Origin of the sequence: Enterobacter sp. SECR19-1250 (assembly GCF_013391025.1) — a bacterium.
In the GTDB taxonomy this organism is placed as follows: Bacteria; Pseudomonadota; Gammaproteobacteria; order Enterobacterales; family Enterobacteriaceae; genus Enterobacter; species Enterobacter cloacae.
In genome coordinates, this window is sequence record NZ_JACASJ010000283.1 from 1 (window position 1) to 1,011 (window position 1,011).

Genomic DNA, 1,011 nt, shown 5'->3' on the forward strand with positions numbered 1-1,011 from the left:
CGTGATCTGATCCTTCAACTCAGCAAAAGTTCGATTTATTCAACAAAGTCGAGTTCCTTTCTAAGAATAATGTGAAAGGAATAGATTTTGCTGACCCTATTTATTAATGTGAGTGTGTTTTAAATTAGCCAAAATGATCCGGGGGGTAATTTCCCCGGATTATAAAAACCATTTAAATTCCAATTGAATGGAATATATGTTCTTCTCATTAACTACTTGCTTTGCAAAGTATAAAAGATAAGTCTCAAGAATTGTGCGTATGAGTCGGTTAGAATACAGAAAAAATTATGGTTTAGATGACTTAATATATAAATTTATGGGTGGGTATACATTAGATGATTTTTGTGTGTATACAAGAGAATATGAAGCATCTGCGAAAGAAGAGCTTGTTTGTTATTTAGAGAGCTATCCTGTCATTAGTGATGATGATGAGGAAGTATATCCTGATTTTGTTGTCGAAAATTCGCTAGAGCTGTTTTTCTATGGAGAGCAATTTATAGATGTATTACATAATATCTCTATCCAAAGAGAAAAACCATCTGTAGAGGATTTCATATCAGGTTTAAATTTTTATCTCGAGAACGATAACTTCATAGAGCTTTGATTTAAAGAGCGAGAGAGTAATTAAAAATTGATTTTCTTAGCTTGTTTGAAGGTAGTACATACTGAGAATGTTATTTTAAATTGATTGGTTATTACTGAGGGCTATATTTATGGATGCGTCTGAGACCATTGTGAATGAGATTGAAAAAGCATTAAAACAACTTATTGTTATTTGCAATAAATACTCGCTGTCAGGGAGTTTCAGCAACGTCAATGATCTGGACAATGCCTTCCCGCCCAACTTACCTCGTTCGACAGAGGTGGAATTTTTATATGAAAATTATAATCCTGAAAAGTTAAAGATTGAAACAGGCTTCACGCCAATTAAACTTCACTCGGTAAGTGAGCTCTTGAAGGGGCTTTGTTGAATAAATCAGATTTCGGGTAAGTCTCCCCCGTAGCGGGTTG

Annotated in this window: 2 protein-coding genes; both read left to right on the forward strand. The window is 34.2% G+C overall.

Annotation, left to right across the window (positions count from 1 at the left end):
* Positions 1-259 precede the first annotated feature (259 nt).
* Positions 260-604, forward strand: a complete 345-nt coding sequence (locus tag HX884_RS26620) for a hypothetical protein (protein WP_038981059.1) — start codon at positions 260-262, stop codon at positions 602-604.
* 109 nt (positions 605-713) lie between these two features.
* Complete coding sequence (locus tag HX884_RS26625) at positions 714-971, forward strand: hypothetical protein (RefSeq protein ID WP_249166310.1); 258 nt, start codon at positions 714-716, stop codon at positions 969-971.
* Positions 972-1,011 lie beyond the last annotated feature (40 nt).

Excerpts from the sequence above, each read along its gene's own strand:
- HX884_RS26620 (WP_038981059.1), top strand. The coding sequence starts at position 260 with ATGAGTCGGTTAGAATACAGAAAAAATTATGGTTTAGATGACTTAATA.
- HX884_RS26625 (WP_249166310.1), top strand. The coding sequence starts at position 714 with ATGGATGCGTCTGAGACCATTGTGAATGAGATTGAAAAAGCATTAAAA.